The following is a 25,623-nucleotide window of genomic DNA, read 5'->3' on the forward strand; positions in this document are numbered from 1 at the left end:
CGCCTTGTCCCCGATCGGGCCGCCCTCGCCATTTGATCCATTGTGCTGATCCGCGGGGCCGTGGCACCTTGCATCCATCAGGGGTGTCAACACGGGGCTCAACGGCCATGCTTCCACGATGTGCGGGTCAGCGGACTGCATTCATGCTCGTTCTCGGCGGTTCGCTGCTCGGGCTCGCCGGCTGCCGCGAGGCGGCGGCGCCGGCGCCGGAGATTCGCCCCGTGCGCACGGTGGTGGTGATGCCGAAGCCGATCGACGATGACCGGCAGGCGGTGGGCGAGATCCGCCCGAGGCAGGAGAGCGACATCGGCTTTCGTGTGGGCGGAAAGGTGATCTCGCGCGCGGTCGACGTGGGCGTCTCGGTGAAGTCAGGTGACCTGCTGGCGCGGCTCGATACGCAGGATTTCGACAACAGGCTGAGATCGGCGGAGGCGGACGTCACATCCGCGGATGCCGTTCTGGTGGAGGCGCGGGCCACGGAGCAGCGGCAGAGCGAGTTGCTCGAGAAGGGCGTCACCACGCATTCGAACTACGATGCTGCCGTGAAGAACCGGCGCTCGTCGGAAGCGAAGCTCGAATCGGCCAAGGCTGCCCTGGACCTCGCCAAGGACCAGCTCGCCTACACCGAGCTGAGGGCCGACTTCGACGGCATCGTGACGGCCGTAGCCGCAGAGCCGGGACAGGTGGTGAATGCCGGGCAGATGGTGGTGCGGCTCGCCAAGCCCGACCAGATCGATGCAGTCTTCAACGTGGCGGAGGCCGCGTTCCGGGATCGCCCCGCAGGCGACCGCCCGGCTGTCCTCGTGAACCTTCTGAGCAGCCCGAGCATCGTGGCCGAAGGGACTGTGCGAGAGGTCTCGCCCGTCGCCGATCCGGTGACGCGCACCTATCAAGTGAAGGTGTCGCTCGAGAATCCGCCGGCCGCCATGCGGTTCGGGGCGAGCGTTCTCGGCCGCCTCAAGGCGACGACGGCGCCCGTCATCGTGCTCCCGGGGAGCGCTCTCTACGACCAGGGCGGGAAGCCTGCCGTGTGGATCTATGACAGCGCCTCTTCCACCGTGAAGCTGAGGCCCGTGCAGGTGTCGCGGTTCGAGACCGATCGCGTCATCGTCAGCGAGGGTGTGAGCCAGGGCGAGGTCGTCGTGACGGCCGGTGTCAACCGTCTGCGCGAAGGCCAGCATGTCCGCCTTCTGGATGGTGCCGGCTCATGAGCAGCACTGATCATTCCGGCGGCTTCAATCTTTCGGATTGGGCGCTCCGCCACAAGAGCCTCGTCGTCTACCTGATGCTGGTCTCCGCGATCGCCGGGTTCTACGCCTATCAGAAGCTCGGACGCGAGGAGGATCCGCCTTTCACCATCAAGACGATGGTGGTGCGGGCGCTGTGGCCGGGCGCGACCACCAGCGACACGCTTCAGCAGGTGACGGACCGCATCGAGAAAAAGCTCGAGGAGCTGCCGCATCTCGATTTCGTGCGCAGCTACACCAAGCCCGGCGACACGCTCGTCTACGTCAATCTTCTGGACAGCACGCCCGCGAGCCTGGTGCCCGATCTCTGGTACCAGGTGCGCAAGAAGATCGGCGACATCAAGAGCCAGCTTCCGGAAGGAATCCAAGGGCCGTTCTTCAACGACGAGTTCGGCGACACCTACAGCATCGTCTACGCCTTCACGTCCGACGGCTTCTCGCCGCGCGAGGTGCGCGATCAGCTCGAGATCGTGCGCACGGAGTTGTTGCGGGTGCCGGACGTCGCGAAAGTCGATTTTATCGGGACGCAGGACGAGAAGATCTATCTCGAATTCTCGACGCAGCAGATGGCGGCGCTCGGGATCGACGCGGCGAGCCTGATGGACAGCCTCGAATCCCAGAATGCCATCGTGCCGAGCGGCACGTTGGATGCGGGTGCGGAGCGGATCTCCGTTCGCGTTTCGGGCAGCTTCGATTCCGAGGAGAACCTCAAGGCGATCAATTTCCGCTCCGGGGATCGCGCCTACAAGCTTTCCGACATCGCCACGGTGCGCCGGGGCTACGTGGACCCGCCGCAGCCGATGTTCCGCTACAACGGCGAGCCGGCCATCGGACTTGCGGTCTCCATGTCCCAGGGCGGCGACGTGCTTGCGCTCGGCGAAGCGATCAAGGAGAGGATGGCGGAAATAGAGGCCAACCTTCCCATCGGTCTCGAGCCACACCTCGTCTCCAACCAGCCGCATGTGGTGGAGGAGGCGGTCGGCGAGTTCACCAAGACGCTGTGGGAAGCCATTGCCATAGTGCTCGGCGTAAGCTTCCTGGCACTCGGCTGGCGGCCGGGCATCGTGGTGGCAGTCGCCATTCCCCTGGTGCTTGCCGTCACGTTCGCGGCCATGATGTACTTCGGCATCTCGCTGCAGCGCATCTCACTCGGCGCCCTGATCATCGCGCTCGGGCTGCTCGTCGACGACGCCATGATCGCGGTCGAGATGATGATCTCGAAATTGGAGGAGGGGGCGGACAAGATATCCGCCGCGACCTATGCCTATACGTCTACCGCCTTCCCGATGCTCACGGGAACGCTGGTGACGATCGCGGGCTTCGTGCCGGTGGGGTTCGCAAAGAGCAGCGCGGGCGAATACTGCTTCACGCTCTTCGCCGTGGTCGGTATCGCGCTCATCGTGTCGTGGGTGGTGGCCGTGCTGTTCACGCCGCTGACGGGTGTATTCATCCTGCCGGACAAGATGAAGTCTCATAATGCCCACGGAGGTCCGAGCCGCTTCTCGCGATTGCTGGACCGACTGCTGCGGGCCAAATACGCGGTGCTGGCCGGTACGGTCGCTGCGTTCCTGCTTGCGCTCGTGGGCATGCGTTTCGTGCAGCAGCAGTTCTTCCCGGCCTCCGACCGGCCCGAGCTGTTGATCAACGTCACGCTTCCACAGGGAGCCTCGCTCAACGCGACGCAGGATACGGTCAAGCGCATGGAGAGCGTGCTCAAGGCCGATCCCGACATCGACTTCTGGACGTTCTATGTGGGGCAGGGAGCCGTGCGCTTCTATCTGCCGCTCGACGCGCAGCTCGCCAACAGCTTCTTCGCGCAGGCGGTGGTCGTGACGAAGGGCTTCAAGGAGCGCCCCGGCGTGCAGCAGCGCCTCGAGCAGGCCTTCGCGACCGGATTCGAGGACGCGATGATCCGCGTGAGCCCGCTCGAGCTCGGGCCGCCGGTCGGCTGGCCTCTCAAGTTCCGCGTGAGCGGGAACGACCCCGAGAAGGTCCGCGATTGCGCGCTGGCGTTCGCGGGGGTGATCGGCGCCAACTCGAATGTCGCGAACATCAATTTCGACTGGGGTGAGATGGCCAAGGCGGTCAAGGTCGAGATCGACCAGGACCGGGCGCGCGCCGTCGGGCTCACGTCGCGTCAGATCGCGAGCAACATCAATTCCGTGCTCTCGGGCACCACGATCACGCAAGTGCGCGACCATACCTACCTCGTTGACGTGGTGGCGCGGGCGATCGAGGGCGAGCGGGCCAAGCTCGATACGCTGCGGAGCCTGCGGCTCGCGACGCCGCAGGGCGGAAACGTGCCGCTGGCGCAGGTGGCCTCGCTCTCCTACACGCTGGAACCGCCGCTGATCTGGCGCCGCCAGCGCCAGCCGACCGTCACGGTGCAGGCGGACGTCGCGCCCGGCCTCGAGGCTATGACCGTGGTGCGCCAGCTCGACAAGGACATCGCGGCCTTCCGCGCCACGCTGCCGCCGGGTTACGCGGTGACCGTCGGCGGAACGGTGGAGGACAGCGGCAAGGCGCAGGCCAGCATCTTCGCGGTGTTCCCGCTGATGCTGCTTCTGATGATCACGATCCTCATGGTGCAGCTCCGCAGCTTCCAGAAGCTCGTCATGGTGCTGCTCACGGCGCCTCTCGCCGTGATCGGCGTTGCGGCGTCTCTCCTGCTGTTCAACGTTCCGATGGGATTCGTCGCAATCCTCGGCGTCATCTCGCTCGCGGGCATGGTGATCCGCAACTCGGTGATCCTGATCGAGCAGATCGATCAGCACATCGCGGCGGGTGAGCCTCAGTGGGAGGCTGTGATCAGCGCCACGCAGCATCGTCTGCGGCCGATCCTGCTCACGGCCGCGGCAGCCATCCTGGGCATGATCCCGATCGCGCCCACGGTGTTCTGGGGGCCGATGGCGTTCGCGGTGATCGGAGGCCTGATGGTGGCGACGCTGCTGACGCTGATCTTCCTGCCAGCGCTCTACGTGACGTGGTTCGGGATCGTGCCGCCGGACGGGGCGGCGCCGTCAGGTGCCGCTTCGCGCGGAGAGAGCGGCGTGCTCGCCGGTGCGGCGTGATGGGTCAACGCTCGTACACGTAGGTGCCGGGAGCCGGTTCGAGACGGGTCGGGTTTGCGCCGCTCAACCCCATGCGCGGCGGCGCGACCTTGCGGCCGGAGGATCTTTCCTCGAGCCAGGCGATCCAGGCAGGCCACCAGGATCCCTGCTGGCGCGGCGTTTCCGCGAACCAGTGGTCGGGATCCACGTAAGCGTCGGTCGCCTGGCGGGTGGCGATGCGGAAGGCGCGTTTGGAATTGGCCGGCGGGGAGACGACGCCTGCGTTGTGGCCGCCTGTCGTCAAAGCAAACGTCACGGGTGCGTCCGTAAACAGGTTGAGCTTGTAGACGCTCTTCCACGGCGCGACGTGGTCGGTCTCGGTGCCGATCACGAAGAACGGCGTGCGGATGTTGGTGAGCGCGATGGGCCGGCCTTCGACCTTGTAGTGGCCGCCGCTCAGCTCGTTGTCGAGGTAGAGGTGGCGCAAGTACTCGCCGTGCATGCGCGCCGGCATGCGTGTCGCGTCGGAGTTCCACGCCATCAGGTCCGACATGGGCATACGTTCGCCCATCAGATAGTCGCGCACGATGCGTGACCAGATGAGATCGTTCGAGCGCAGGAGCTGAAAGGTGCCTGCCATCTGGAAGCCTTCGAGATACCCCTGCTCGTGCATGGTGTCCTCGAGGAAGGCGATCTGGCTCTCGCTGATGAAGAGCGTAAGCTCGCCCGCATCCACGAAATCCACCTGCGCCGCGAAGAGGCTAAGGCTCTTGAAGCGCTTGCTCTCCGCGCCCATCGCAGCGGCCGCGATGGTGAGCAACGTGCCGCCGAGACAATAGCCGACGCCGTGCACCTGCTCGCCGGGGACGATGCGCTCAACTGTTTCAAGCGCGGCCATGACGCCGTGCCTGCGGTAGTCGTCCATGCCGTAGTCGCGCTCGCGTGCGGTCGGGTTCTTCCACGAGATCATGAAGACGGTGAAGCCCTGGTCGCAGAGGTATTTGACGAGCGAGTTCTCGGGCGACAGGTCGAGGATGTAGTATTTCATGATCCAGGCCGGCACGATGAGGACCGGCTCGGCATGGACCTTCGCCGTCGTCGGCTCGTACTGGATCAGCTCGATGAGGTCATTGCGGAAGACCACCTTGCCGGGCGTGATGGCGATGTTCTCGCCGACCTTGAAGTTCTCGGCGCCGACCGGCGGCTGTCCGGTCCAGACGCGATCCAGATCCTCGAAAAGGTTCTTGGTGCCGCGGACGAGATTGCCGCCCATCTGGGACACGGTCTCGTTCAGCACGACCGGATTGGTCGCGATGAAGTTGCTGGGTGCGGCCATATCGAGGAGCTGACGGGCGACGAAGCTGGCCACGCGCATATGCGGCTCCGTCATGCCATGGACGTCGTTGGTTGCGGTGTCCCACCAGGATTGCTCGAGCAGGAAGGCGTCGCGGATCAGGTTGAAGGGCCAGATGTTCCACTCGGGAGCACGGAAGCGCTTGTCGGTCGCCTCGGTAGTTTCCGCTTGCGGCTTTTCCTGCGTGTAGGCGGCCGTCATCACCTCTCGCAGCAGATGAGTGGATTTGACGAATGCCTGCTGGGCGAGCTCGGTCTGTTTGCCTGGGGAAGCGGTGAGATGAACCAGCCAGTCGAAATAGACCTCGGCAAGGGCTGCAGGGGCGAGGCCGAGTGTGAAGCGCGAGATCAGAAAGTTGAGAGAGCGGTCGATTGCGCGGCCGCAGCCGGGGACGAACATTCCAGGGATGCAGGGTATCGGCAAGCTCGCGTGCACGTGCGGAGCATGGTGAGGCTTTTCATGCGGTGCACGGGCTGACGGGGCGTGCGGCATCTCGCGGTGCACCGGCTCGCCGGCTGGCGCGGCAGCAGGACTTGCTTCGGGCGATGCGATTTCGTCTTTGCGACGGGCGGAGGTGCCGTTTGTCATCGATGAGCCTCGCGCTATCTGGCTTTGGGATGCGAATGGTATTCATCCCTCAAATAGTGAATACAAGCTCTCGTCCGTAGGGCAGATTGCTCATATCTCCGATGAAGATGCCTCGAAGCTCGCTTCGAGGCTGTGAGCGGCTCACCGGCAGACCAGGACCGGGATGGTGCTGTTGGTCAGGACCTTGATCGCCTGGCTGCCGAGGAGGAAGCGCATCAGGCCTCGCCGTCCGTGTGAGGCCATCACAATCACGTCGCAGCCGCGCTGACCGGCGGTTTCGATGATGCCTTCGGCGGGGAACTGGTCTTTCACGTGCAGCGTCGCGCAGGTAACGCCTTGCGCTTTGGCCTGGGTGTCGACCGCCGAGAGAATGCGGGCGGCGTTGGTGGCGACGCTTTCCTCGTATTCGTGAATGGGGAAAGCCATGGCGACCTCGCCCGGAGCCACGGCGGCCCATGGCTCCGTCACGTTGATCACCGTCACCTGTGCTCCGAGCCCTTTGGCGAGTTCCAGCCCCTGGGTCACCGCCTTCTGGGCAAGCTCCGAGCCGTCCGTTGCAATCAATATGTGCTTGAACATGTGCTTTGGCTCCTGGCTTTAGCGGCAATCGCTATCGATGCAGGCATCATAGCCGGGCGCGCCTGCTCGAATTGTTGACCGCAATCAACGTTTGGGGCGTCCGATTTGCTCCCCGTTTCGTGAGACAGCCTTTGAGGGGCCTGCGGAAAATCGGGGTTCGTCAGAGAGGCACCCTAGGTCGTGACAGCACGATGGCGCCTAGTGCGCACGCCGGGCGGCTCCTGGGGCCTGCCTCCGCTACCCAGCGGAAGACCTCCGGTGCGGCGCGACAACGGGATGCGGGATCATTGCATTTTTTGCGGTGGCAGTGGTTGCTCTTAAGGGCCGGCTCGGGTAGATGATCGCAGCGCGCGGTTCGGGTCGCTTCGCCCGCGCGTGTCTCTGCCGTTCCCCAAGGTGAGCGGTCTCGGTCGGTCCGAGGGCGGGCTTCCGCTTAAGGCGCTGAAAATAAAGCGATATATCGGGTCGCTGCCGTAGCTCAGTGGTAGAGCACTCCCTTGGTAAGGGAGAGGTCGCAAGTTCAATCCTCGCCGGCAGCACCAGCTTTTCCCCAAACGAGTCAACGCACTGCGTTGGACAGTTGACGTTCTCCACCCGCCGAACGGCCTGTGAACATCACAGCAACCGGCTGCAGGAAGTGGCAAACTTCTGTCAAACTGCGTTTCTGGATCTATCCGGCGGGGCTCCCATGGAAACAGCAATCAAGACCGTAAAGGTCATTCTTGCACTGGTTGCACTTTTATCCGTTAGTCTACTGATGGCCGGGCCGGACTGCACAAGCGGCGGCGGGGGCTATCTCTCGGACGACTGGTGCGAGAGGTAGAAAGCACATGCCTCAGATCACTAAACTTGAAGACCTCGGGAAGCCTGCCAACGAGGTGATGGACGCCGGGCTGGCGGTCGGACTCCGAGAAATCCTCAATTCAGGCAAAGAATTGTCAGAGAAAGTGTCAAACAATTGTCAAAGCTATTGAACTTATTAGCTTATCTTTCTCTTGGTAAGGGAGAGGTCGCAAGTTCAATCCTCGCCGGCAGCACCAGCTTTTCCTCTTAAATTCAGATGCTTGTCGTGACTCGGTGTTCGAGAGCGCGCCGTGGCGCGCGACGGGCTTTGCCAAAATCGCCCCTGGGGAAACAATAGGCCCGAACCGGACGGCGGATCAGGGGCAGCTTCGCTTGTGCTGCGACAGGTCGGTGGCTGCCTGCAGGCCGATACGGAACAGCTCACCGCCGATGTAGTTCATCAGGTAGGGATGGGCGGCCAAGGGCGCCTTTTTGTCGGTCACGACCGGACCGAGGTACAGGGCGAGAGCATTTTCCGGCAGCGGTTGGCTTGCGCGCTGGGCCTGGTAGGCAGCGGATACGGACTCGCCGAGCAGAGACCACCAGCCCGTGTTGAAGGAGTTGCTCATGGCGTAAGGGCCGTAGCCTCCGGCTTTTCCGACTGTCCCGTAAGAATATCTGTACACGCCGTTGTCGCCGGTCATATAATTCTTGAGCCTCACAGCCTTGAAGTCGCTGCTGGGGGCGACATACACGTCGGTCATGAAGCTTGCGGCGATGCCGTCCAGAATGCGATCGAGCTCCGATCTCGCTGCACTGCCTTCTTCGGAGGCGCACATCAGGCTTTTTACGAACGACGGCACGCGCGAGAAATGTCCGCTGTCCCAGCCGATTCCCCTCACCGTTATCTTTTTTAGATCGGGACCGAGGTTGGGGTTTCCGGCATAGGCAAAGTCAGGATGGTCGTGCCATACGCCCGGCTGAAGTTGCCATTTCTTACCGTCGTATTTTCCTTCGCTCAGAAATACCTGCTGGCCGAGCGCCACAGCTCGCAGTGTCGTTCTAGACGGCGCGGATCCGCACATTTGCATGACGATCTTCAAGTCCGCGGCCACGGCAAACGAGAACAGCTCTTCGTCGAAGAAGGCTCTCATATAGGCCGGAGTAATGGTCTTGTTGGCGAGCTTCCACTCGGCTCTTGCGAACATGTTCGGGAAATCCGGCATCGACCAGAGCCAGGCCGGCGACATGAGCCCGCGCTCGAGCCGCTTTTCGATATGGGAAGCAAGCGATCTCGTTCGCTTCGTGCAGCCTGATTTCGCGGCACTCAGAACGAGGTATCGGGATACGAAATAATTGTACTGCGCCTCGACGGGGAATTTGACGTCTGCATCGATGCCTTGCTTGGCAAATCGCCGGAAGTAGGCGGCATATCGCCGGATGAGATCCGTGTCGTCGCGTTTGAAGGCGTCGATCATCGGGACTGTGAGATAATACGCAGCGTTGTAGGCATCTCGCTTCGTCCAGAGCTTCTGGCGCAGCATATCCTGCAAAGAGTTCAGATCGCTCGTGGCGTTTGGATAGAAAAGCGCGAGGCACAGGATCGTCCCTCGAACGAACGGAAAGCCGCGCATCTAACCCCTTCGTACAACTCTAAACGAGGCGCGGGGCGGTTTCCGTCCTCCATTCTTCTCGCGCTCATCGCTTGAACAGAGCCCCAATCGCCGATTGGGCTCTCTGGTCGATGGTAGCGTTGAATCAATTTGAGGCGGGACAGCAGCTTTGCCGTATAGTTAATCCGGCGCGGGGACGGCTGCCAGGGGCATTTCCTCGGCAGTTTCCGTCGTGTTTACCACTTGGTCTTGAGCGACATGGCTATGATGTCGGCGGACTGGTCGGCATAGCCGACGAAGCGCCGGACCGGGGCAGTGGGGCCTGCGGGTGTCGTCGTCAGGCTATCGATGGGGGCGTCGTCGAAGAAGATGTGGGTGTAGGCAAAGTCGAAGGCCGTGGTTGCGCTGAAGGCATAGGTCGCCCCCAAGCTCAGCCAGACGCGGTCGCTGTCGGCGACGTTGATCTTTCTCTGATCGGCGTCGCGGATCGGCGAGATTTCATAAGCCGCTCCCGCGCGGAGCGTGAGTTCCTTCGTGTAGTCCCATTCACCGCCGAGCGCGAAGAACCAGCCGTCGTTCCAGTGGAAATCGAGAACGTTGAGGGTGTGGCCGGGCGTTACTGGCTGGGCCGCGATCCCGCCGGTCGACTGCGCTATGAAGTCGACCTGATCCAGGCGGCTCCAATTGGACCATTCCACAGAGCCGAGCAGCCGCGTGTCCTGGCCCATTGCCTGGCGCAGGCTGAGCGTTGCGATCTCCGGTGTCTGAAGCTTGGCCTTGAAATCCACCGACTTGAAGGGAACCGTGCCGAGCATGGTTCCGGTCGTCAGGTACCCACTGGCTAGTCTCGCCTCTCCGTCTACCTCATGGGAGACGGCCGAGCGAAACCCGACGCCGATATCGGTGCCGCTTACCGGCTGCCACATCATACCGGCGGTGAAGCCGACGCCGATGTCGTCGCCATCGAGCGCGGACGTCGATTGCGGCGGGGCGAGGCCACCCGACGGGTTAGCCTTGATGGTCAGCGACAAGTACTGGATCTGTGGGCCGGCGCCGAAGGAAAGATGCGGGGTGAGCTGATACGAGGCGATCGGGTTGACGTTGATCGTGAAGAGCTCGGAGCTGCGGTAGTGATATTGGCCCGCCCACGTGGCGTTATCGGCCTTGTTCTTCGATCCGAACGGCGAGGTGATCGACAGGCCGAGCACCAGCCTGTCGTTGGCGCGCCATGCCGCATAGGAGGAGCCGACGAGGGCAAGCGGATCGATCTGGATACGGTCATCGACCAGGGTGGTTGAGGCCGGGAGCGCGGATCCGGTAAGCACACTTACGCTTTCAGCCTGGACGTCGAAATCCGCGTGAATGAGGGCGTAGTGGCTTTCGGACGTCAATCCATAGCCGGCGGACGACATCGCGGCTGGGTTCCAGAAGCTCGCGCTGAGATCGCCACCGGCGGCAGCGCCTGCAAAGGAGGCGCCCTGGGCGGAGGCCGATTGCTCGCGAATGGCCAAGCCGCCCGCCATCGCCTCGCCAGAGATCGCGACGGCGGACCACACGGCGATTGCGCCCTTCACGACCGCCTCACTCCGCCGCCGCGATGCGGATTCGGTGTCCCTGCCGCGTTTCATTGACCTTCTCCCCGCCAAGTGTGTTTTTTATTTCAGCCGTTCTCGTGCTGAATCGATTTTTGCTGCGTGCTTCGTGCAGGAACAAAGTTTTGTTATTCTGATTACGAATATATTAATTCTCTAAAGGACTGCGGTGCAGCATTTTTCGGAAAGTCCGGTTTTTGCCGGATTTGGCGGAATGGCACGGTTCATTGTCGCTGCAAGCTATGAATCTTGCGCGCGCAGTCTCAAACTCGGCGTGGTTGCCGGTGGTGCCGATGCGGCCTTGCGAATGTGCGGGGGGTAGTCCGAGTGGGTTCGCCGTTGCGCACTATTACCCGGCGGAAGCGGCTTCGGCCGGAGTGTTCCAGCGCGCGATGAGATTTGCGATTTCGCTGGCCGGGAGGGGCGGGGAGTAGAGATAGCCCTGGGCCATGACGCCGCCCAGCTTCTTGAGGGTCGCCAATTCGGCTTTGGTCTCGACGCCTTCGATGACGCAATCGAGTCCCATGTCGCGGCTCAGGGCCAGCAGGGATTTCACGATCTTGTAGCTTGCAGGGCGCTCGTGCAGGCCAATGACGAAGCTGCGGTCGATCTTGATCTTCGTCAGTGGCAGCGCGTGGAGTTGCGTCAGGCTCGAGTAGCCCGTTCCGAAGTCGTCGAGCGTGATCCCGCATCCGAGCAGGCGGAGCATGTCGATGGACTTCTGCACCTGGTCGAAATCGTGGGCGAAGGCGGTTTCCGTGATCTCGAGGTCGAGGCGGCTCGAGTCGAAGCCGCTTTTCTGGATGATGCCGACCAAGGCGAGGATGCTGTCAGAGGTGTTGAGGTCGTGGGCTGAGAGGTTGAACGAAAGCCGCAAGTCGTCCGGCCATTCGCACGCGATGGAGAGCGCCTTGCGCAAGAGCGGGCGTGTCAGGCTGCTGACAATGCCCGCGCGCTCGGCGACAGGAATGAAGTGGCCCGGCGAGACTTGTCCGAGCACCGGGCTCGTCCAGCGTGCAAGCGCCTCGAAGCTGATCGCGCGCTGGGTGCGAATGTCGACGATCGGCTGGAATACGACCGCCAGCTCCCCGTCGAGATCGGCCTGCTTCAGCGTCTGCTCGATGCGCGCATCGCGATGAATCTGGGCGTGGTGGGTCGTGGTGAAGAGCGTGCTGCAGCCACGTTTCGCGCGCTTGCCGTGATAGAGAGCGTAGTCGGCCCGGTCGAAGAGCTGCTCGAAGGTGGAGGCTGTCTGCGGAAATACCGAGATGCCGATGGAGCCCGAAATGAAGACGGTGCCTTCCGATAGCTCGAACGGCGTTTGGAGGGCGGCGCAGATCTCGTCTGCCTTCGCGACGATGCCCTGGTCGTCGGGCGCGCCGGACAGCACGAACGCAAACTCGTCCCCGCCGAGACGGGAGAAGAACATGCTTCCCGTCATGCAGAAGGCGGATAGCCGCTCGCCAACGGCGGTCAGCAGCCTGTCGCCCGTCGAATGGCCGTAGAGGTCGTTCACGGGCTTGAACCCATCGAGATCGATGATGCCGACCGCGAGGCGCTTGCCCTTTTCTCTCGCCTCTTCGAGCTCTGTGTTGAGATGGGTGAAGAAGGCGCGCCGGTTCGGCAGGCCGGTCAGGCTGTCCAGGTTCGCCAAGCGCAGATTTTCGTTGCTCAGCGCCTGGGTTTCCTCCTGGGCGCCGATCATGCGGGCGAAGTTTTGGTAGTTGATCAGCAGGATCGCCAACATGCCCGCGCAAACGAGCACGATGTTGATGGCGATGGCGATGAACGTCGGCTGGCCGGTGGAGACGAAGAAGGCGATGAAGGCGCCGTTGACGATCGCGGTCACGGCGAAGGCGGCCGATCGCAGATACATCAGGCAGAAGATGCAGGCGATGACGGTGATCGCCATGTAGAAGGCAACGTGCGATTTCGTATAGGCATCGCCGTAGGGGAAGAGGGTGAACGACCAGGCCGTGAACACGATGGCGATGACCGCCGCGAGGCGATTGGTGCGGTTCAGCTCGTGCCAGGCCGTCTCGGGATCGGGGGCGATCTTATGGGATTTCACCCAATGGGCAGCACGAACGGCGCACACCACGGTGAAGACGCTCGGAATGACAGCCGTCAGCCAGAACGGCGCGAAAGACATATGCGTGACGGCGACGGCCCACGTGTTCGCCATGAGGATGAAATACATCATGGGCATCTGGCGCGAGATCGCCCGATGCTGCGCTTTCAGCAGCGCAGGATTGTCCGTGGGCACGGACATGAACTGCACTGCACTCGTTAAAACGGAATTCACGAGAGACGCTCCGTCTCGGCTGGCCCGAGGGTGCGTACTTATAGCCAATACCTTCTAATATTTTTCTAGTATTGCTCCGATTGATAATTCCCCATGCAACTGTAAACGCCCTGCAAATGGAAAGGCCGGAGCGTGGAGAGACGCCCCGGCCTTTTCTCATCCGATCGTGCGACCGGGAAAGACGCTGATTTTTGCGAAAGCGGCCACGCTTACTTGGAGGCGACCTTCTTTTCGACGACCGACTTGGAAACCTCGCCGGCGGCGACGAGCGCGTTGATGCAACGCGAGGAGAGGTTCTTGCCGACGGCGCGCATGCACTGGCGGACGCCGGAGCTGTCCGGATCGTGCTGGCTGCAGTGGGCGTAGTAGTCGGAGGCGCAGGCCATCTTCACGGCGAGGCTGGTGGCATTGGCGTGGCCGGAGGCGGCGAGGCTGCCGAGTGCGAGAGCGGCTGCGAGGGCTGCGCGGGCCGTCAGGATGGTGGTGATCGGGGTCATGGCTCTCTCCATCGCCAGGGGTTGATGGGAGAAATTTCGCTCAAAACCGCCCCGCACGCTGTTCCCGGCGGAACGAGATGAAAACATTTCGAATTTCGCGTCGGGATCCTGCGCCATGCGGTCGGGATCGACTAGTCTCGAACGTCCTTGGTGAGCACGACGGCAAGGGAAGGACCGGTATGAAGTACGCAGTTCTTTGTTATCATTCGGAAAATGTGGTTTGCGCCTGGAGCAAGGAGCACGACGACGAGGTGATGGCCAAACTCGCGGTGGTGCAGGAGCGGTGGGCCAAGGCGGGCAAGCTCGGGCCGGTCGCCCGCCTGATGCCGACGACGGCGGCCACGACTTTGCGGAAAGACCACGAGCCCTCCGTGGTGCTCGACGGTCCCTTCGCGGAAACGAAGGAGCAACTGCTCGGGTTCTTCGTCATCGAAGCGTCCGGGCTCGAGGAGGCGCTGGCGTTCACAAAGGAGCTTGCCGAGGTCAACCCAGGCGGGGCCTACGAAGTGCGTCCCATCGGCTACTTCGTGGATTGGAGCGCCAACTCGTGACCGATCTCGCCTGGCTCGATGCGGCTGTGACCGGAGCGCGTCCTCAGGTGATGGCGGCGCTGCTCCGCTACTTCCGCGATCTCGACCGCGCTGAGGAGGCGTTTCAGGAAGCCTCTCTCCGTGCGCTCAAGTCGTGGCCGCAGAACGGACCTCCGCGCGATCCGGTGGCTTGGCTGATCATGGTCGGGCGAAACGTTGCGATCGACGCCCTGAGGCGGGAGCAGAAGTCGGAGACGCTGCCGGACGAGGCGTCGCTGTCGGATCTCGACGATGCGGAAGGGGCGCTGGTCGAGCGCTTGGACGACGGGCATTACCGCGACGACATCCTGCGGCTGCTCTTCATCTGCTGTCATCCCGATCTTCCATCCACACAGCAGATCGCGCTCGCGCTGCGCGTCGTCTCCGGTCTCACGGTCGGTGAGATCGCGCGGGCGTTTCTCGTCAGCGAAGCCGCCATGGAGCAGCGCATCACCCGCGCGAAGCGCCGCGTGGCGGAGGCGCAGGTTCCCTTCGAGACGCCGGGGCCTATCGAGCGGAGCGAACGGCTCGGCACCGTCGCGGCGATGATCTACCTGATCTTCAACGAGGGTTACTCGGCGAGCGGGGGCGACGTGCACGTGCGGCTTCCGCTTTGCGAGGAGGCCATCCGTCTGGCGCGGCTTCTGTTGCGGCTGTTTCCCTCGGAGCCCGAAATCCTGGGGCTCGCGTCGCTGCTTCTCTTTCAACATGCGCGGTGCGCGGCCCGGCTCGATGGCGATGGAGCGATCGTGCTGCTCGAGAACCAGGATCGGGGTCTCTGGAACAAGGCCCTGATCGCGGAGGGCAGCGCGCTCATCGACAAGGCAATGCGCCACCGGCAGCCGGGGCCCTATCAGATCCAGGCGGCCATAGCCTCGCTCCACTCGACGGCGGAGCGCTTCGAGGACACGGACTGGACGCAGATCGATCTTCTCTACAGCACGCTCGAGCGCTTGCAGCCGTCGCCGGTGGTGACGCTCAATCGCGCGGTGGCCGTCAGCAAGGTGCGGGGTGCGAAGGCCGCGCTCGCCATGATCGAGCCGCTGGCGCCCAAGCTTTCCGGCTACTTCCACTTTTTCGGGCTCAAGGGCGCGTTACTTTCGGAGATCGGGCGGGCGGACGAAGCCCGCGAGGCTTTCGACCGGGCCATCGCGCTCGCGCGGACCGCACAGGAGGCGCAGCACATTCGCGGTCATCTCGACCGGCTCGCCCGCGACAGCCGGAAGGAGGGGGCGTCGCCGCCGCGCTAAGACGGCGGCATTCCCGGGCTACATGGCTTCTGAGGATTATTTCGGCCGGACTGTCGGATCGAAAGACCCAGTTCCGTCCTAGTCTCGATTTATGCAGCTTCCGTCGCGTACGGGTGACGGCAACATCGGAAGGCAGGAGGACGCCATGGCGAAGGTGCTCGTTCTCATCGGAACGAAAAAGGGGACGTTCATCCTCGAAAGCGATGCAGGGCGCCGTTCGTGGTCGTTACGCGGCCCCTTTTGCAACACGTGGCCGATCCAGCACGTGATCGGCGACCCCGGCACGGGCAACATCTATGCGGCGGGCGGCAATGCGTGGTTCGGCCCGGCGGTGTGGAAATCGACCGATCTCGGAGAGACCTGGACCCATTCGAGCGCCGGCCTTTCCTACGCGGAGGGCGAGACCCCGATCGCGGCGGCATGGAGCCTCGCTCAAGGGACGGACGCGCTTTATGCGGGCGTCGAGCCGGCGGGACTCTTCAAGAGCGCAGACGGCGGCGAGACATGGTCACACGTCGGCGGCCTGCGCGACCACCCTTCGCGCCCGCACTGGCAGCCGGGTGGCGGCGGGCTCATTCTGCACGTGATCGTGCAGCATCCGAAAGACGAGAGGAAGCTCTGGGTCGGAATCTCTTCCGCCGGCGTGTTTCATTCGGCGGATGGAGGGGAGACGTGGGAGCCTCGCAACAAGGGTACCCGGGCCGACTACATGCCGGAAGACCAGCGCTATCCCGAATATGGCCAGTGCGTGCATAGTCTCGCGCTGGCTCCCGATGGATCGGACAGGCTCTACCAGCAGAACCACTGCGGCATGTATCGCAGCGACGACGGCGGCAAGGTGTGGAAGAGCATCGAGGCGGGGCTTCCCTCGACATTCGGATTCCCGGCCGCCGTGCATCCGCGCGATCCGGATACGCTGTTCCTGCTTCCGCTCAACGGCGATGTAAATGGCCGCTATATGCCGGACGCGAGGGCTGCCGTCTGGCGCACGCGCGACGGGGGTTCGTCGTGGACGGCGCTTCGCAATGGGCTGCCGCAACAAGACGCTTATTTCGGCGTGTTGCGCCAGGCGCTCGCGACAGACAAGCTGGAGCCTGCGGGCGTCTACTTCGGAACGGGCGGCGGCTGTCTGTACGCCAGTGCCGACGAGGGCGAGAGCTGGGCCTGCCTTGCGCAGCATCTGCCGGCCATCTCGTCCGTAGAAACGCTGGTCGTCGACTGAAGCGGGAGCCATGAAGGGTGAGGCGGTGACGGAAATCGAGCAAGGCGACGGCGTAGGGGCCGCGGACGCAACGTGCCGCGTCTCGGTTCTGTTGCCGCGTGCGTTGCTGGATCTCTATCCGGAGGCGCAGCGCGAGGTTGAGGTTTCGGCAGAGACCGTGCGCGAGATGATTGCCGCGCTCGAACGCCGCTGGCCGGGCATGGGCGACCGGCTTTGTGATTCCACGCCGCGCGTTCGCCGTCACATCAATATCTTCGTCGAAGGGCAGCGCGCATCGCTCGATACGGCGCTTCGCGATGGCGGCAAGGTGTATGTGTTGACGGCGATCTCGGGCGGCTAGCTTGCCGGGTCACGGAGACCATCCGAGGATTCCCAGCATGGCGAGGAAGCCCGCGACGTAGGCGAGCGGGATGTACCAGCCGGCCTGGAGCCAGGCGGCGACTGAGCGGGCCTCGGGAAAAAGGTTGGTCAACGCCACGCCCGCGGAGGAGCCGAACCAGATCATCGATCCGCCGAAGCCTACCGCGTAAGCGAGATAGCCCCAATCGTAGCCTCCCTGCTTGATGGCGAGAGCCGTGAGGGGAATGTTGTCGAAAACGGCGGATACGAAACCCAGCATGAGGGCGGTCGGCACGGACGCGGCGGGCAGGGCCTCGATCGGCATCAGTGACGCGGCGCTCACGAGGGCGAGCAGGAAGACCGTGCCCTTCACGGCGTCCGGCAGGATGCTCCAGTCCGGCCGGTGCAGGGGAGCCGCGAGCCCGATCGCCGCCCAGACGGCGAGGCCGACGAGGGGGACGCGATCCAGGATTTCGGGTGCATAGAGCGTGGCGAGCACGTTGGCCGCGATCGCGCTCACGAGGATGAAGACCACGATGGCGATGCGCCCCGGCACGATGGCCGTTCCGAGTGGGGCGTCCTTCATGATGGGCTGGAACCGGTGCTGGCTGAGCGCGGCCGGGATGGCGAACACGGCGAAGGCGAGGCCTGCGGCCACATAAGCTTCCAGCACCGACATAGGGCTCACGCCCGAGATCCAGAGCATGGTCGTCGTGGTGTCGCCGACGACGCTGCCCGAGCCGCCCGCGTTGGAGGCGGCGACGATGGCGGCCAGATATCCGATGTGCACGCGTCCTTGGAAAACGGTGCGCGCGACGGTGCCGCCGATGATGGCGGCCGCGATGTTGTCGAGGAATGCGGAGATTACGAAGATGAGCCCAAGCAGCACCACGCCGCCCATCCAGGTATCCGGCAGCAGGTTGGGCATGATGGCGGGCACCTGCGACTCCTCGAAATGGCGTGCGAGGATCGCGAAGCCGGTGAGCAGCATGAACAAATTGGCGAGCAGCACCGCTTCGTGGGCGAAGTGGATGCCGAGGCCCGCGAGGCCAGGGCCCGCCTTGAAGCCCGTGACCGCGAGCTTGTAGGCCACGATGCTGGCGAGGCCCGCGAGAGAGACCACGAGCGTAAAGCGATGAAACAGGGCGATCGCAGCGAGAATCGCCGCGAACATCCAGAGCTCGACCGGAATGGAGGGGAACGAGAGCGTCATGCGGCGGGCGGGTGAAAGTCTGCCTCGATACTAGAGCGCGGCGGGCCCGGGAAGTCCATCGCCGTGTGCTGGCCTGGCGCAGGGCGGGGCCGTCATATCCGCGATGGCAAAAAAACCTCGAGGCCTCAAGCCGAGGTGGTCTCGGGGCCTCGAGTACGCCTCCGCCGGCCAGGGTGCTCGGCCAGCCGGCGGAAACCTGTCCGTGTGTATTAGTGCGTCACTCGGCTGGGCTTGCGGTGAAGCTGCCGATGATCGCCTTGTGGTGCTTGGCCTCCATCACGAACTGCCATCCGAGGAAGACGACGAAGAAGCCCAGGGTGGCGATGGCGAACGGGACCTCCATTCCGGCGAACGGATAGACGGTGGTGACTTCGCTGAGCTTGTTGAGAGATGAGATGCCGGTCGACATGGTGTGCTCTCCTTTCAAGTTGGGTGGTGAGATCCAGGGCGCCTCGGCGCAGTCCGCGTACGCGGCGCCCTAGAATTCTGCTTCGGCCGATAGTGCGGAACGGCGCGCGGCCATTCCGAGAGCTTTTCAGGCCTTCGCTTCCTTGCGCTGAAGCGCTTCGAAAGCGGCTTCCGCGCCCGAGAGGTTCGGGTAGGTGGTGGACTTGCTGTCGCCGTCGAGGCCGGTCAGCTCGACTTTCGGATCGACGCGGAGCATGCCGAACGACTTCAGCACCTTGGCGATGACGTAGGTCGGGATGAAGCCGAAGCCGATCGCGAACACGAGCGTGCCGATGGTATTGCCGATCGGCGTGATGATCGGGATGCCTTCGGCGTTGGTGCCGAACCAGCCCGCGCCCTCGGACAGCGCCACGAGCGTGCCTGCGCTGGGGTTGATGGCGGGATAGCCCCACAGCAGGAAGCCGGCCGCGATGCCGCCGAACACGCCGCAGTAGCCGTGGACGGCAACCGCGCCAACCGCGTCGTCGAGCTTGTACTTCTTCTCGACCCAGTTGTGCATGTAGTAGCCGAAGGCGGTGCCGACGACGGCGAGCGTGGCCGCGACAACGGGATGGTAGAGGTCGTTGCCGGAGCTCGCGCTGATGAGGCCGGTGAGGCCGCCGGAGAAGGTCCAGAACGCGTTGCCGCCCGAGACCATGTAGGCCGTCATCATGCCCGCGAGCAGCGCCAGCAGGAAGTTCATGGTGACGCCCGAGAGCGTGATCGGGAAGCCGTAGATGTTGGTGGCCGTCCAGTACTCGGGCTGGCCTTCGGCCGCGATGTTGACGATCGGGATGTGGCAGGCGGCGTAGAAGCCGAAGAAGCCCACGTAGATCATGAAGAGGCCGAGCGTGACCATCCAGGGGTTGTGGGCCGGGATCTCGCGAGGCTCGCCGTTGGCGTCGAACTTGCCGATGCGCGGTCCGAGGTTCAGAAGCACGGCCAGCGCACCGAAGCCGGCGACGCTGTGCAGGATCGCCGAGCAGTACTGGTCGTGATATCCGAGGTACTGGACCATCCAGCCGTTGCCTGCCCAGGCCCATGCGGCCGGCACGACCCAGGCGATCGCGCCGATGTAGACGGCGATGATGAGGAAGCCGATGGTCTTCGAGCGCTCGATGATGGAGCCCGAGACGATCGAGCCTGCCGTCATTCCGAACAGCATGAAAGCGCCGAGGAAGACGCCCGAGATGCGGTCGGCGAGGTTCGGCGCAAGGGTCTTGGACCAGGGCTCGAAGCCGGTGGAGAAGCTCACCTCGGACGAGCCGATCGGCCAGCTCTGAAGCGCGATGTAGATCCACATTCCGAAAAGATAAAACGCGATGCCGATCGTCGGGATCGCCATCGCGTTCTTGAGCAGCGTGTGTTGGACGTTCTTGGTGCGCGCCACGCCGACTTCGTACATGCAGAAGCCGATGTGGATGAAGAACATCAGGACGATACATAGAAAGAAGTAGAACTCTGTGAACAGCGTCGTCATCGCTGTCGCTTGGTCAGCCATTTGAATCTCCCCTGCTACCAGCAGTGCCAGCCCCAGCTCCGCAGGCGCACGCCACGCCCGATCCCGTGACCGCCTGGTGCCTCGTTTTCCCTTGAGGCAACTCTTGTGCCAGACATGAAAGTGTCCCCGGCCATCGCAGGCGATGGCCGCGCAAGCAGCGGTGAAACCTGGGTTTTCTGAATTTCTGCGCTGACCTGCGGGACGGTCAGGAGGGGTGTTTTGCCCGCTCGCTTCGATGCTCAATCGGTGTGCGTCCGGCCCGGTGCGTAGGCAGCGCCACGACTGGCGGGAGGTTTGAGATCGAGGGGTAGTTGCGGTTGCCGCGTGTTCGCCAGGCAGTTCCGGGAATCTCCGGTGGCCGCCCAAACGCGGCCCGGAGGCGCCAACTCTTTAGTCTATGGAACAAAAAATTGCGGTCTAATTCATCCTCATGTATTTTCCTATGAGGCAACTATTGTGCCAGCGGTGAAAGTGCGGTTAGGTAGGCGACGTGCCGCCTACGTTAATGTCCGTGCCGGTTGAGGGTTCGCTTTGCGGCCGTGGAGAGACAACCGGTCTCTCTCAAAACTAAGCGAAAGTGCGCACCACGCAAAGCGCGGGCGTTCGGTTCAAGGGGTAGGCAAACGGCTTTTCCTGCGGGGTTTTTCCAGTCGCGGGCGGGTCGAGGAGGGTGGCACCTATGAAGGTCCTGGTCCTGCAACATCTCGCGGTGGAGCATCCCGGCGTGTTCCGCGACTTTCTCCGTGAGGATGGGGTTGCGTGGCACACGGTGGAGCTCGATCAGGGCGAGGCCATTCCCGATCTCGAGCCCTTCGACGTGATGATGGTGATGGGGGGGCCTCAGGACGTCTGGCAGGAGGACACCTTCCCTTGGCTCAAGGCCGAGAAGGCCGCGATCCGCCGTTTTGTCGCCGATCTCGGCCGGCCTTATCTCGGCATCTGCCTCGGTCATCAGCTCCTTGCGGATGCGCTGGGCGGGCGCGTGGGGCCGGGACGCCGTGCGGAGGTCGGTACGCTTACTATCCGGCAGACCGAGGAGGGGCGGCGCGATCCCTTATTCGCCGGTGTGCCCGATCCCATCGAGGTTCTGCAGTGGCACGGAGCGGAAGTGCAGAGCCTTCCCGACGGCGCGGTGCAGCTCGCGCGGTCGGACGTCTGTGAGATGCAGGCGTTCCGCTACGGAAAGTATGCCTACGGTTTGCAGTGTCACGTGGAAGTGACCGACGAGACGGTGGCGGACTGGGCGGCCATTCCGGAGTACGCGCGGGCGCTCGAAGCCACGCTCGGCGCCGGCATCGTGGACCGGCTGGCTGGCGATGTCGCCCAGCGGCTGCCCGCCTATACGTCGGTCGCCCGTACGCTCTACTCGAATTTCAAAACATTGCTCTGAGGCACGCCGCTATGGCCCGGTCTCCGACCTGCGGGGGGTAATCAACGAGCGCGATGGACAAGCTGGATGCAATGAACGTGCTCGCCAAAGTGGTGGCGAGCGGGAGCTTCTCGGAGGCGGCACGCCGTCTCGGGGTCACGCGGTCTGCGATCAGCAAGGCCATTACGCAGCTCGAGCACGCACTCGGGGCCAGACTTCTGGACAGAACCACGCGGCGGGTGACGCCGACGGAAGCGGGCCTCGCCTACTACGAGCGCTGTCTCGCCATCCTCGCTCAGATCTCCGAGACAGAAGCGCAGGTTTCGCGGCTGCATGACGAGCCCAAGGGCGTGCTGAAGGTGAACGGCCCGATGTCGTTCGGCACGCTTTATCTCGGCACGGCGGTTGCTGATTTCATGAAGCGCTACGCGGAGCTCAAGGTGGAGCTGACGCTGACGGACCGTATGATCGACCCGCTGGAGGAGGGCGTGGATCTGACCGTGCGCATCGGAGCCATGGTCGATTCGAGCCTGATCGCCCGGCGCATCTCGAGCGCGCGGGTGGTTCTGGTGGCGAGCCCCGACTACATCGCACGGCATGGGATGCCCGAGATCCCCCAGGATCTGATCAGTCATCGCTGCCTGCACTATGGCCACTCGACGACGGTTCCGCGCTGGCATCTCACCGACAACGAGGTGCCGCTCACGGTGCCGATCTCGGCCTGCCTCAGCTCCAACAACGGCGATACGTTGCGCGACGCGGCGCTCAAGGGTGTCGGGATCGCGCGGCTGCCGAGCTTCCTCGTGGGCTCGGATATCTCGGCAGGCCGCCTGGTGGTGATCCTGCCAAGCTATCCGCCGCAGAACGTAACCATCCACGCCCTCTATGCGCCCAACAGGTTCCTGGCCACGAAGACGCGGCTCTTCATCGACTTCCTGGTGGAGCGGTTCGGAAAGCCGGTGTGGGAGCAGTTCGACGTCATGAAGGCGGAGACCGTGAAGTCCTGACGAACGGGCTTCCTGCGCGCCCGCACATCAGGATGCGGCGTCCTCCAGGAGATCGTCGCGGCGCTTCAGCATGGTGTCGGCCTTGGAGGGCAGGATCTCGAACTCCCAGCCTTTGGCCTTGAGCGCGATGTCGTCCGCCGCCTTCTTCGCGTTGCCTTCGCCGGCCGCCTCGATCGTGGCCCAGGCTCCATCCTTCTCGCGGCGCACCTTGAGAGCGATCTTGAGCCCGTCGTCGGTTTCGAATTTCACAGTGCCGGCATCTCCTCCCGTGGCGCCCGTTGCCTTGCGCACGTTTTCGAGATCGAGGAAGGAGGCCGCCTCGATGATGTTGTCGATCATGTTCACGTACTTGATCTTCTTGCCGGGCGGGACGGCGTCGAGTTCGTGCGTTCCGTCGGCTGCGCGCTTGATGTCGTAGGCGGCCTCGCCGGGGATCTCGACGGTGAGCGTTTTCACCTTCTCGGTCGCGGTCTCGAACACCCGCGCGTTCGCCCAGTCCTTGAGGCCGGTGCCGCCAGCGATGCCGGTGCTGGCGAGCCAGCTCTGGGGGTCGCCCGGGCGGCGCACATAGGTTCCCCCGCTCGCCTGACGATTGCCGGTGGGGGATGGCTTCACCTTTCCGGCGATGACCTTGGCGAGGCTTTTGCCGCTCGCGTCCTCGAGCTCGATCAGGCGGGAGCTGGCATTCTTTCCGTCAGGCTCCTCGACCTCCAGCACGGAGTAGCGTTCGGGGTTCTTTGTCTTCGCATCGATCAGCGTTGCATCGGAGAGTGCGATGAGGAGCGCGCGCACCTTCTCGTCGCTCGCGGGGTATCCATCGCGGCTCTTTATGAGCCAGTGATCGCCCGCCTTCTCGATCGCGACGGTCTTGTCTCCCTGGGTGACCGATATGCGAGAGACCTTCTCGGCGTCCGCCTTGAGGCCGGGGAAGAGAAGCCCTGTCCCCGCCGCATCGGATGCCCAATCAGTGCGGGATCCATAAACGAGGATGGCGGCGAGCAAGGAGAGAGCTGCCGCGGCGGCGAGGCCTGCGAACTGTTTCGGTGTCATTGCTCAACACTCCAGCATCATTTCTGTCGGGGTCAGGATTTCGAGGCCGATTTCCGGCGGGTGCGCCAGAACGACCAGCCCACGCCGCCGGCAATGATCAGCAGCGGCACCAGCGCGATGTTCGCGAACTGGAGCAGGCCGTCGAGAGTCTTGATGTTGCGGCCCAGCTCCAGCTTGACCTGACGAAGCTCGCGGCGGGTTTCGAGCATCTGGGTCTTGAAGCTCTCGATGGCCGCGTTCTCCTTCTCGGAGACGATCATGGTGCCGCGGGCGGCGGGGCTCTGCAGCTTCTCCAGCTCTTGCTCCACCGACTTCAGCTTTGCCGTGAGGGCTTCCTCCTTCTCGCGAAACTTGCGCTCGGCGTCGCGGCGCAGATCCTCGACGAGGGTGAAAGTGCGCTCGCGGACGCCGCGGCCACGCAGTGCGATCAGTGCGTCGCTGCCGGTCAGGTTCTCGAGCGCGCTGACGATGAAGGCGGCGTTGTGGGCGGAGGGCACAACCAGCTCCTGTCCGAGCATCTGGCGGTTCTCGACCCAGAACTGATCGGCGAGAAGGTCGGTGTCGGCGATGACGATGGCGTTGACGTGTCCGCTCGCGACATGGCCGGGCCCGGGTTTCTTCGCAACGGCGGGCTTCGTCTCGGCTGGTTTCTCCTCGGGCTTCGCCGCGGCGGTGCCATCAGGCTTGTTCTCGACTTCCTTCTTGGCGTCCGCGTTCTCGTCGCCGGGCTCTGGCACGCCGTCGGGGAACGAGGTCGCCGCGTCGCCGGAGATGCGCGCCGCGAGCGTCAAGGGCTTCCCGCCCGGTTTGTAGGCGCGGATCAGGCCGACGGGGTCTGCGGCCATGCCGACCTTGCTGCTCGCGATCTCCATGCCGTCCGGCGAGGTCGAGACGATGGGCGTGACCTTGGTCTTCGCCCCTGCGACCGGGGTCAGGACGCCAGCGGATGCGAGGTTCAAAACCTTGATGCCGCTCGAGAGTACGTCGTTCTGGTCGATGTTGGATTGATCGAGCCCGAGCCAGGCGACGTACTCCGTCACCATGCCTTGCTCGCTGCGGCCGAACTGAACGCGGCGCGCGTGCTTGATGTCGGCTGCGACCTTGTTCGGGTCGAACTCGACGCCCCAGGTCTTGAGCAGCTTGGCGAGCTCCGCGCGCCCTTTACCCTGCTTCTGCAGCAACTCCAATTGCGCGGCCTCCGCCACGGGATCGATGAGCACCAGTAGCTTGCCGCCCTTCAGCGCATACTGGTCGACCGCATAGGCCGCCTGGGGCGTGAGCTGGGTGGGCTGCGCGACGAGCAGGACGTCGATGCGGGACGGGATCTCCTTGACGGTCTGCTCGATGTTCTCGACGTCAAAGAACTCGCGGATCTGGCCCATGATGAGCCACGGCGGAGTTGGCTGATTGCCCATCGGAGACTGGCCGCCTTCGAGGGGCAGCGACGTCATGATGCCTACACGGCGCTTCTTCGGATTGGAGAGCGTGTGGATCAGCTTGGTGATGTCGTACTCGACGAAGCTTTCGCGATCCGGCGAGAGGAAGCCGATCACCTCCTGGTCGTCGGTGGAGTTGGTGGCGGCAAGCCCGAAGTAGCCGAGCTCGCCTTCCGCGTTGATGCGCTTTCCGATCAGGCCGGCCGCGACGGCGCGCTCCTCGGCGTCGGAGAAGGGCTCGGGATCGAGAACCTCGAGCTGCAGCTTGCCGCCCGAGATGCGCCCGAACTCATCGAGGAGCGTGCGGACACGATCGAAATAGCGGGTGATGGAGGAGCCTCGCTCGCCGAGCTTCTTCGAGAAGTAGAGACGCACTTTCACCGGCTCATCCATGGACTGGAGCACGGCGACCGAGCCCGGTGCGATAGTGTAGAGTTTGTCCTCGGTGAGATCGGCTTTCCAGGCGCCCAGGGTTTGCGAGGCGATCAGGTTGACCGACAGCAGCGTCACGGCAGCAAGCGCGAGGCCGCCCCAGGCGAGGCGGGAGGTGCTGAGTTTCGAGGCGTAGGCCACGAGGCCGTTGAAGGCGGAGGCGAGAAAATCTTTCATGGA

At 63.7% G+C, this 25,623-nt stretch carries 19 protein-coding genes and 1 tRNA gene; 9 read left to right on the plus strand and 11 right to left on the minus strand.

What is annotated here, in order from left to right:
• The first annotated feature begins 143 nt into the window (after window positions 1-143).
• Complete coding sequence (locus PE058_RS08910) at window positions 144-1,211, plus strand: efflux RND transporter periplasmic adaptor subunit (protein ID WP_271030376.1); 1,068 nt, start codon at window positions 144-146, stop codon at window positions 1,209-1,211.
• Window positions 1,208-4,318, plus strand: coding sequence for an efflux RND transporter permease subunit (locus PE058_RS08915; RefSeq protein ID WP_271030377.1), 3,111 nt, complete (start codon window positions 1,208-1,210; stop codon window positions 4,316-4,318). Before PE058_RS08910 ends, PE058_RS08915 begins: the two co-directional genes overlap by 4 nt.
• A 4-nt stretch (window positions 4,319-4,322) precedes the next feature.
• On the opposite strand, the gene PE058_RS08920 is transcribed toward PE058_RS08915, so the two are convergent.
• Entirely contained in the window at window positions 4,323-6,239 is a 1,917-nt protein-coding gene (locus PE058_RS08920) for a PHA/PHB synthase family protein (protein WP_051113843.1), read from the minus strand.
• A 141-nt stretch (window positions 6,240-6,380) separates the two neighbouring features.
• Entirely contained in the window at window positions 6,381-6,818 is a 438-nt protein-coding gene (locus tag PE058_RS08925; RefSeq protein WP_020086775.1) for a universal stress protein, read from the minus strand.
• A 467-nt stretch (window positions 6,819-7,285) separates the two neighbouring features.
• On the opposite strand from PE058_RS08925, the gene PE058_RS08930 reads away from it, so the two are divergent.
• Window positions 7,286-7,360 (plus strand) — tRNA-Thr (locus PE058_RS08930).
• Window positions 7,361-7,978: 618 nt separating this feature from the next.
• Here the strand turns inward: PE058_RS08930 and PE058_RS08935 are convergent.
• The 4 genes from PE058_RS08935 to PE058_RS08950 form a co-directional block, all read right to left on the minus strand.
• Window positions 7,979-9,235, minus strand: coding sequence for a hypothetical protein (locus PE058_RS08935; protein WP_271030378.1), 1,257 nt, complete (start codon window positions 9,233-9,235; stop codon window positions 7,979-7,981).
• A 215-nt stretch (window positions 9,236-9,450) separates the two neighbouring features.
• Window positions 9,451-10,842 carry an OmpP1/FadL family transporter gene (locus PE058_RS08940; RefSeq protein ID WP_271030379.1) on the minus strand — a complete coding sequence of 464 codons (1,392 nt, stop codon included), beginning with the start codon at window positions 10,840-10,842 and terminating at the stop codon, window positions 9,451-9,453.
• Window positions 10,843-11,155: 313 nt separating this feature from the next.
• Complete coding sequence (locus tag PE058_RS08945; protein WP_271030380.1) at window positions 11,156-13,078, minus strand: putative bifunctional diguanylate cyclase/phosphodiesterase; 1,923 nt, start codon at window positions 13,076-13,078, stop codon at window positions 11,156-11,158.
• A 242-nt stretch (window positions 13,079-13,320) separates the two neighbouring features.
• Window positions 13,321-13,608 carry a hypothetical protein gene (locus PE058_RS08950; RefSeq protein WP_020086554.1) on the minus strand — a complete coding sequence of 96 codons (288 nt, stop codon included), beginning with the start codon at window positions 13,606-13,608 and terminating at the stop codon, window positions 13,321-13,323.
• A 179-nt stretch (window positions 13,609-13,787) separates the two neighbouring features.
• Between PE058_RS08950 and PE058_RS08955 the strand changes: the two genes are divergently transcribed.
• From PE058_RS08955 to PE058_RS08970, 4 genes are all read left to right on the plus strand, one after another.
• The gene (locus tag PE058_RS08955) at window positions 13,788-14,159 is read left to right on the plus strand and encodes a YciI family protein (protein WP_271030381.1); all 372 of its coding nucleotides are present in this window, start codon (window positions 13,788-13,790) and stop codon (window positions 14,157-14,159) included.
• Window positions 14,156-15,427: an RNA polymerase sigma factor gene (locus PE058_RS08960; RefSeq protein ID WP_271030382.1), complete on the plus strand. Its 1,272-nt coding sequence runs from the start codon at window positions 14,156-14,158 to the stop codon at window positions 15,425-15,427. The genes PE058_RS08955 and PE058_RS08960 overlap by 4 nt, the downstream gene beginning before the upstream one ends.
• A 145-nt stretch (window positions 15,428-15,572) precedes the next feature.
• The gene (locus PE058_RS08965; protein ID WP_026868150.1) at window positions 15,573-16,649 is read left to right on the plus strand and encodes a WD40/YVTN/BNR-like repeat-containing protein; all 1,077 of its coding nucleotides are present in this window, start codon (window positions 15,573-15,575) and stop codon (window positions 16,647-16,649) included.
• A 10-nt stretch (window positions 16,650-16,659) separates the two neighbouring features.
• Window positions 16,660-16,989: a MoaD/ThiS family protein gene (locus PE058_RS08970; RefSeq protein WP_271030383.1), complete on the plus strand. Its 330-nt coding sequence runs from the start codon at window positions 16,660-16,662 to the stop codon at window positions 16,987-16,989.
• A 9-nt stretch (window positions 16,990-16,998) separates the two neighbouring features.
• Here the strand turns inward: PE058_RS08970 and PE058_RS08975 are convergent, their stop codons facing one another.
• The 3 genes from PE058_RS08975 to PE058_RS08985 all read right to left on the minus strand — a co-directional run bounded on the left by PE058_RS08975 (window position 16,999) and on the right by PE058_RS08985 (window position 20,149).
• Window positions 16,999-18,201 carry a citrate transporter gene (locus tag PE058_RS08975; protein ID WP_271030384.1) on the minus strand — a complete coding sequence of 401 codons (1,203 nt, stop codon included), beginning with the start codon at window positions 18,199-18,201 and terminating at the stop codon, window positions 16,999-17,001.
• Window positions 18,202-18,418: 217 nt separating this feature from the next.
• Entirely contained in the window at window positions 18,419-18,610 is a 192-nt protein-coding gene (locus PE058_RS08980; protein WP_020086766.1) for a hypothetical protein, read from the minus strand.
• 126 nt (window positions 18,611-18,736) lie between these two features.
• Window positions 18,737-20,149 carry an ammonium transporter gene (locus PE058_RS08985; protein ID WP_020086765.1) on the minus strand — a complete coding sequence of 471 codons (1,413 nt, stop codon included), beginning with the start codon at window positions 20,147-20,149 and terminating at the stop codon, window positions 18,737-18,739.
• Window positions 20,150-20,828: 679 nt separating this feature from the next.
• On the opposite strand from PE058_RS08985, the gene PE058_RS08990 reads away from it, so the two are divergent.
• Window positions 20,829-21,539 carry a type 1 glutamine amidotransferase gene (locus PE058_RS08990; protein ID WP_020086764.1) on the plus strand — a complete coding sequence of 237 codons (711 nt, stop codon included), beginning with the start codon at window positions 20,829-20,831 and terminating at the stop codon, window positions 21,537-21,539.
• 53 nt (window positions 21,540-21,592) lie between these two features.
• Window positions 21,593-22,525: a LysR family transcriptional regulator gene (locus tag PE058_RS08995; RefSeq protein WP_020086763.1), complete on the plus strand. Its 933-nt coding sequence runs from the start codon at window positions 21,593-21,595 to the stop codon at window positions 22,523-22,525.
• 27 nt (window positions 22,526-22,552) lie between these two features.
• On the opposite strand, the gene PE058_RS09000 is transcribed toward PE058_RS08995, so the two are convergent.
• Both PE058_RS09000 and PE058_RS09005 read right to left on the minus strand, forming a co-directional pair.
• Window positions 22,553-23,575 (minus strand): DUF4340 domain-containing protein, encoded by a 1,023-nt coding sequence (locus PE058_RS09000; protein ID WP_020086762.1) that lies wholly within the window; start codon window positions 23,573-23,575, stop codon window positions 22,553-22,555.
• 32 nt (window positions 23,576-23,607) lie between these two features.
• Entirely contained in the window at window positions 23,608-25,620 is a 2,013-nt protein-coding gene (locus PE058_RS09005; protein WP_271030385.1) for a GldG family protein, read from the minus strand.
• Window positions 25,621-25,623: the final 3 nt, after the last annotated feature.

The organism is Hyphomicrobium sp. DMF-1, assembly GCF_027886585.1.
Lineage (GTDB): Bacteria > Pseudomonadota > Alphaproteobacteria > Rhizobiales > Hyphomicrobiaceae > Hyphomicrobium_C > Hyphomicrobium_C zavarzinii.